The sequence below is a fragment of the Micromonospora sp. ATLC20 genome, from assembly GCF_057196585.1.
On record NZ_JBXUOV010000261.1, the window covers coordinates 1 to 6002 of the forward strand.

General features: G+C 74.9%; 6 protein-coding genes and 1 pseudogene. 3 read left to right on the plus strand and 4 right to left on the minus strand.

Annotation, left to right across the window (positions count from 1 at the left end; translation table 11 throughout):
- Positions 1 to 832: alpha/beta hydrolase (locus AC2CHG_RS29485; RefSeq protein ID WP_484526028.1), on the minus strand; the 832-nt coding region annotated here is incomplete at its 3' end.
- A 94-nt stretch (positions 833 to 926) separates the two neighbouring features.
- Between AC2CHG_RS29485 and AC2CHG_RS29490 the strand changes: the two genes are divergently transcribed.
- On the plus strand, positions 927 to 1697 hold the full coding sequence (locus AC2CHG_RS29490; RefSeq protein ID WP_262016116.1) for a hypothetical protein: 771 nt from the start codon (positions 927 to 929) through the stop codon (positions 1695 to 1697).
- A 3-nt stretch (positions 1698 to 1700) separates the two neighbouring features.
- On the opposite strand, the gene AC2CHG_RS29495 is transcribed toward AC2CHG_RS29490, so the two are convergent.
- Both AC2CHG_RS29495 and AC2CHG_RS29500 read right to left on the minus strand, forming a co-directional pair.
- Positions 1701 to 2597, minus strand: a complete 897-nt coding sequence (locus tag AC2CHG_RS29495; protein WP_484526029.1) for a ribokinase — start codon at positions 2595 to 2597, stop codon at positions 1701 to 1703.
- A 16-nt stretch (positions 2598 to 2613) separates the two neighbouring features.
- A complete protein-coding gene (locus AC2CHG_RS29500; protein ID WP_402809855.1) occupies positions 2614 to 3453 on the minus strand; it encodes an ABC transporter ATP-binding protein in 840 nt (279 codons plus the stop codon).
- Positions 3454 to 3585: 132 nt separating this feature from the next.
- Between AC2CHG_RS29500 and AC2CHG_RS29505 the strand changes: the two genes are divergently transcribed.
- Both AC2CHG_RS29505 and AC2CHG_RS29510 read left to right on the plus strand, forming a co-directional pair.
- The gene (locus AC2CHG_RS29505; protein WP_262016113.1) at positions 3586 to 4590 is read left to right on the plus strand and encodes an ATP-binding cassette domain-containing protein; all 1005 of its coding nucleotides are present in this window, start codon (positions 3586 to 3588) and stop codon (positions 4588 to 4590) included.
- Entirely contained in the window at positions 4587 to 5597 is a 1011-nt protein-coding gene (locus AC2CHG_RS29510) for an ABC transporter permease subunit (protein ID WP_355507460.1), read from the plus strand. The genes AC2CHG_RS29505 and AC2CHG_RS29510 overlap by 4 nt, the downstream gene beginning before the upstream one ends.
- 85 nt (positions 5598 to 5682) lie before the next feature.
- On the opposite strand, the pseudogene AC2CHG_RS29515 reads toward AC2CHG_RS29510, so the two are convergent.
- Positions 5683 to 6002, minus strand: a pseudogene (locus AC2CHG_RS29515) (ROK family transcriptional regulator); the annotation flags it as partial.

Here is a 6002-nt window from a genome sequence, read left to right on the forward strand (position 1 = left end):
GCAGCAGCGCGGCAAGCGGCACGAAGCCCAGCGCGAGCCCCGCCAGCAGCAGCCCGGCGCCGCCCGGCCGGGTCAGCGGGGACGGCGGCGGCCCGCCGGCAGGGTTCGGGAGCGCGTCGAGCACCGCGGCGTGGGTACGCGGCGCGAACAGCACCGACACGTGCTCGGTGCCGGGTGCCACCACCCGCGTGCGGGTGCCCGGTGGCGCGTCCCGTGACGCCTCGTCGACCGCCTGGCGGAAACCGGCGAACTCCAGCCCGCCCACCACGAGCGTCAGCCTCCCCGGCCAGCCCGCCGGTACGTCGCTGCCGTCGGGCAGCGAGATCGCCACGGTCCGGTCGATCTCCTGATGCGCGACCGCGTACCGGACGACCGCACCCGCGCCCATGGAGTGCCCGACAAGGACGATCCGGTCCCTGTCGACGCCGGGCCGCCCGCGCAGCCAGGCGACCGCCACATCCAGGTCGTGCCGCAGCAGCGCCCGGCTGCGTTCCTCGTCCCGGCCCGCGCCGGGCAGCCGGGCGTGGCTGGCGCCGTGGCCGGCGAAATCGAGCAGCACCGCGACGCCGCCCCGGCGGGCCACCGAGTCGGCGAGCGGCCGCATCAGCCGGGCCGACCCGGCGAAGCCGTGCGCGATCACCACCCCGGGCCGCCGGTCGCCGCTCACGCCGTCCGCCCGGACCTCGGTCAGCGGCACTCCCGCCACCGTCGCCCGCCGGGTGCTCAGACCGGCGTCGGCGCGGGCCAGGAGCAGGGCGCCGAGGACGACGGCGAGCAGCGCGACCACGCCGCAGGCGAGCAGTCGCCGCGACGCCGGGCCGGGGGTGGGCATGCCGGCACCCTACGCCGCACCGGGCGCCTGGCGTGACCTTCGCCGCCCGGCTGCCGCCGGGCGGCACTGGCCACGACGCCGCACACTGGATGTCATGGCGATCCCTCTTCCCCGGCCCGGCGCCGTGCTCGGCCTCACCCGTACCGCACTGGACCAGGCGCTCGGCTCGGCCGCCACGGTGGCCTCGGTGCCCGCTCGGGCCTTCGCCGTCCTCGACCAGGTCGAGGCGCTGGTCCGGCGGATCGACGGGGTGGTGGACCGGATCGAGGGCACGCTCGACCGCACCGACCGGGTGCTCACCGACGCCGAGACGGCGGTCCGCGAGGTGGCGGTGATCAGCGCCGCCGCCACCGCGGCGATCGACACGGCGACCGAGGTGGCGGCCGCGGCGACTGTCGTGGTCGGCGAGGCGCAGCGGGTCTCCGAGGCGGCGGCAGTGGTGGTCGGCGAGGCCGACCGGGTGGCCCGCGGCGCGGCCGGTGTGGTGACCGAGGCGGAGACGGTAACCGCGCGGGCGGCGGGCACGCTCGCGACAGCCGAGAAGGCGACCGGCGTGGCGAACGAGCTGCTCGCCGCGTACGAGGCGACGCTACGGCGGGCCGCGCCGATGGCGGCGCGGTTCGTGGAGCAGCTCAGCCCGGAGGAGGTGACCGCCGCGATCCGGCTCGTGGACGAGTTGCCGAAGCTCAAGGACCATCTCACCTCGGATGTGCTGCCGATCCTGGCCACGCTGGACCGGGTCGGCCCGGACCTGCACGACCTGCTGGACGTCACACGCGATCTCAAGCTCGCGGTCGCCGGCATCCCCGGGCTCGGCATGCTGCGCCGGCGCGGCGAACGCCTCACCGACGAACCGGCCGGCTGAGGCTCAGCCGGCCGGGAACAGCTCGTCGATCTCCGCCCGGTGGGGCAGCGCCACCGAGGCGCCGAGCTTGCGTACGCACGCCGCACCGGCAGCCGCCGCCCAGCGCACCGCGTCGGCCAGGTCCCGCCCCTCGCCCCAGGCCACCGCGAGCGCGGCGGTGAACGCGTCCCCGGCGGCGGTCGAGTCGACCACCTCCACCGGCACCGCCGGCACGTGCGTCGCCGGCCGGTCCCGGTCGACGTACCACGCGCCGTCGCCGCCGAGCGTGAGCACCGCCCGGGGCACCAGGTCCAGCAGCGCCGCCGGATCGTCCCGGCCGCGACCGGTCAGCGCCTGCGCCTCCGGCTCGTTCACCACGAGCAGGTCGGTCGCCGCCAGCAGCTCGGCCGGCACCGATCGGGCCGGCGCGGCGTTGAGCACCACCCGGGTGCCCGCCGACCGGGCCGCCAGCGCCGCCTCGGTCACCGTCTCGACCGGCACCTCCAGCTGCGCGACGAGCACATCCGCATCGCGTACGGCGGAGAGCTCGTCCGCGGTCAGCGACGTGAACGCGGCGTTCGCCCCGGGGGTGACCAGGATGGCGTTCTCCCCCGCGCCGCCGACCATGACCAGCGCGACGCCGGACGGGCCGTAGACCACCCGCAGGTGGCCGGTGTCCACGCCGGCCGCTGTCATCCGGGCCCGCAGCGTCACGCCGAACGAGTCCGAGCCGATCGCGCCGAGGAAGACGCAGGATGCGCCGGCGCGTACCGCGGCGACCGCCTGGTTGGCGCCCTTGCCGCCGGGCAGCATGACGAAGTCGTCGCCAAGCACCGTCTCGCCGGGCCGGGGCAGCGCCGCGCCGATGCCGACCAGGTCCATGTTGGCGCTGCCGACGACGGCGATCCGGGTCTGCGGCACTGTGTCGTCCCGTCGCTCAGGCGGCGCGGGCGGCCCAGCGGTCGCCGGACCGCGTAACCACCAGCGGAAGGCCGAACGTCTTCGACAGGTTGTCGGCGGTGAGCACGTCGGCGAGCAGGCCCTGCGCCACCACGCCGCCCTCGCGCAGCAGCAGCGCGTGGGTGAAGCCCGGCGGGATCTCCTCGACGTGATGGGTGACCAGCACCATCGCCGGCGCGTCCGGGTCGTACGCCAGCTCGGCCAGCCGAGCCACCAGGTCCTCGCGCCCGCCCAGGTCGAGCCCGGCGGCGGGCTCGTCGAGCAGCAGCAGCTCCGGGTCGGTCATCAGCGCGCGGGCGATCTGGACGCGCTTGCGCTCGCCCTCGGACAGCGTGCCGTACGTGCGGTCGGTGAGGTGGCCGACGCCGAGCTGGCGCAGCAGCGCGGCGGCGCGCGCCTCGTCGGTGCGGTCGTAGCTCTCCCGCCAGCGGCCGACCACCGACCAGGCGGCGGTCACCACCACGTCGACGACCCGCTCCTCGGCGGGGATCCGCTCGGCGAGCGTCGCGGTGGACAGGCCGATGCGGGTACGCAGCTCGTTGACGTCGGTACGGCCGATGCGCTCGCCGAGCACGTGCGCGACGCCGATGGTCGGGTGCAGCCGGCCGGCGGCCAGGTTGAGCAGCGTGGTCTTGCCCGCGCCGTTCGGCCCGAGCACCACCCACCGTTCGTCCAGCTCGACCCGCCAGTCGACGTCGTGCACCAGCGCGGTGCCGGAACGCTTGACGCCGACCCCGTCGAGGCTGACCACCAGATCCGCGTCCACGGTCGAGGGGGCGGGGGCGCCCGGGGCGCCGGGGATCAGGTCACCAGTCACCGCTCCATCCAATCACGCACCCGGCCCGGCGCCCCCCACGGGCGGCGCCGCCGCCATAGGGTGGGGCGCCGTGTCGTTGGTCACCACTTCCGGAAGGACACTCATGCCCGACCGCTGCCGGAAGGCGCGCGGATGAGCGCGGTCATCGAGATCGCCGGTCTCCGCAAGACGTTCCACACGCTGCGCCAGGGGCGCCGGGTCGCCGTCGACGGCTTCGACATGCTGGTCGAGGCGGGTCAGGTGCACGGTTTCCTCGGGCCGAACGGGTCCGGGAAGACCACCACGCTGCGTGCGCTGCTGGGGCTGGTCCGGCCGGACTCCGGGCGGATGCGCGTGCTGGGCGCCGAGTCCCCAGAGCACCTGCCGGACGTGGCCGGCCGGGTCGGCGCGATCGTGGAGAGCCCGCAGTTCTTCGCCAACTTCACCGCGCACCGGACGCTGCGGTTGCTGGCGCTCGCAGGCGGTGTGCCGACCAGCCGGGTGGACGAGGTGCTGGAACAGGTCGGGCTGCGCGACCGGGGCGACGAGCGGGTCAAGGGCTACTCGCTGGGCATGAAGCAGCGGCTGGCGGTCGCGTCGGCCCTGCTGAAGAACCCGGAGCTGCTGATCCTGGACGAGCCGGCGAACGGGCTGGACCCGGCCGGCATCCGGGAGATGCGCGACCTGACCCGGTCGCTGGCCGAGGCCGGGGTGACGGTGCTGCTGTCCAGCCACATCCTGGCCGAGATCCAGTTGATCTGCGACCACGTGACGATCGTGAGCCGGGGGCAGCGGGTCGCGTACGGGCCGGTGCAGGACGTGCTGGCCGGCTTCGACCAGCACCAGTGGCGGGTCCGGGTGGCCGACCCGGAGCGGGCCGGCGAGCTGCTGGGCCGGGCCGGCCTGTCGGTGGCCGTCGCGCCGGACCACCTGGTGGTGACCGGTGTGCAGGATCCGGAGACGATCAGCCGGACGCTCGGCGAGCAGGGCATGTGGGTACGCGAGCTGGTCCCGCTGCGGCCGGACCTGGAGAGCGTCTTCCTGGAGCTGACCGGCGGCCACGAGCACGTGGCGGTGCCGCGGCAGGTCGACGGCGCGCCGCCGAGCGACGGAGTGATCGACCTCGACGTCCGGGAGACCCGGGAGGTGGACGCGTGAACCTGGTCCGTGCCGAGCTGGAGCGGCTGGCCGCCCGGCGTTTCGTGCAGCTCATGATGGTGCTGCTGGCTGTCGCCTTCGCGGTGACAGTGGTGACCACGCTCGCCGGTTCGCACCGGCCGAGCCCGGCGGAGCTGAGCCGGGCGCAGGCGCAGGCGGCGGAGAGCGTGCGCCAGATGGAGATGACGTACGACCGCTGCCTGCGGATCCGGGAGGGCTCGCTCCCGCCGGGCGAGAGCGACTACCTACCGCGCGACTGCGCCCAGATCGATCCGGCCCAGCTCGAGGATCTGCCGAGCGCTGCCGACTACCTCAGCGGTGTCTTCGTCTTCGCCAAGGAGGCCGAGCCACTGCTCTACTTCCTGATCGCGTTCCTGACGCTGTTCGGGTTCCTGGTCGGCGCCTCCTACATCGGGGCCGACCTGAACTCGGGCGGGGTGGTCAACCTGCTGCTGTGGCGGCCCCGGCGGCCCACTGTGCTGGCCGCGAAGCTCGGCACGCTGCTGGGCGGGCTGCTCGGCCTGTCGGTGCTGGCGTCGGCGGCGTACCTCGGGGCGTTCTGGTTGATCGGCCAGGCGTCCGGCCTGGTCGGGCGGACCGGTGGCGACTTCTGGCCGTCGCTTGGCGCGATCTGGGTACGCGGGCTGGTGCTGGTGCTGCTCGCCGCGGCGCTCGGGTTCGCCGTGGCCACGCTGGGCCGGCACACCTCGGCGGCGCTGGGCACGGTGGCCGCGTACGTGGTGGTGTGGGAGCTGGGTGCGCGGCTGGTGTTCCAGATCCTCGAGGTCGGCCGGCCTGATCGGTACATGCTGTCCAGCTATCTGGCGGCCTGGCTGTCCGGTGAGGTACGGCTCTGGGACAACAACGCCTGCGGCCCCGGGATCTCCGGCTACTGCGACGGCTCCTACACGCTGACCTGGACGTCGGGCGTGGTGGTGCTGTTCGGGCTCACCGGCGCGCTGGTGGCCGCGGCGTTCACGGTGTTCCGTCGCCGCGACCTGATCTGACCGGAGCCGCATCCCGGCAACTCCTTGCGAACCCTGGCGCCATGCTGAAGGATTCCTTCACATGGCGCCAGGGTGCACGACGCGGTCAGCCGACCGTCGAGCCGAACACCTCGTCGCGTACCGCGTCCAGCGCGGTCCGCAGCGCGCCGCGCAGGATCGGCTCCTCGGTCAGCCCGGTGGTCACCACCCGGGGCCGGACCAGCGTGATCGCGGCGACCTCGTGCTGCACCCGCTCGGCCAGCGCCGCCCCGCCGGCCTGGCCGACCGCCCCGGCGAGCACCACGAGCGGCGGGTCCAGCACCACGCAGGTGCTCGCCACACCGAGCGCCAGCCGCCGGGCCAGCTCGTCGAGCATCGGCCCACCGGCGGTGCCGGCGGCGATGGCCGCGCGGACCACCTCGGCGG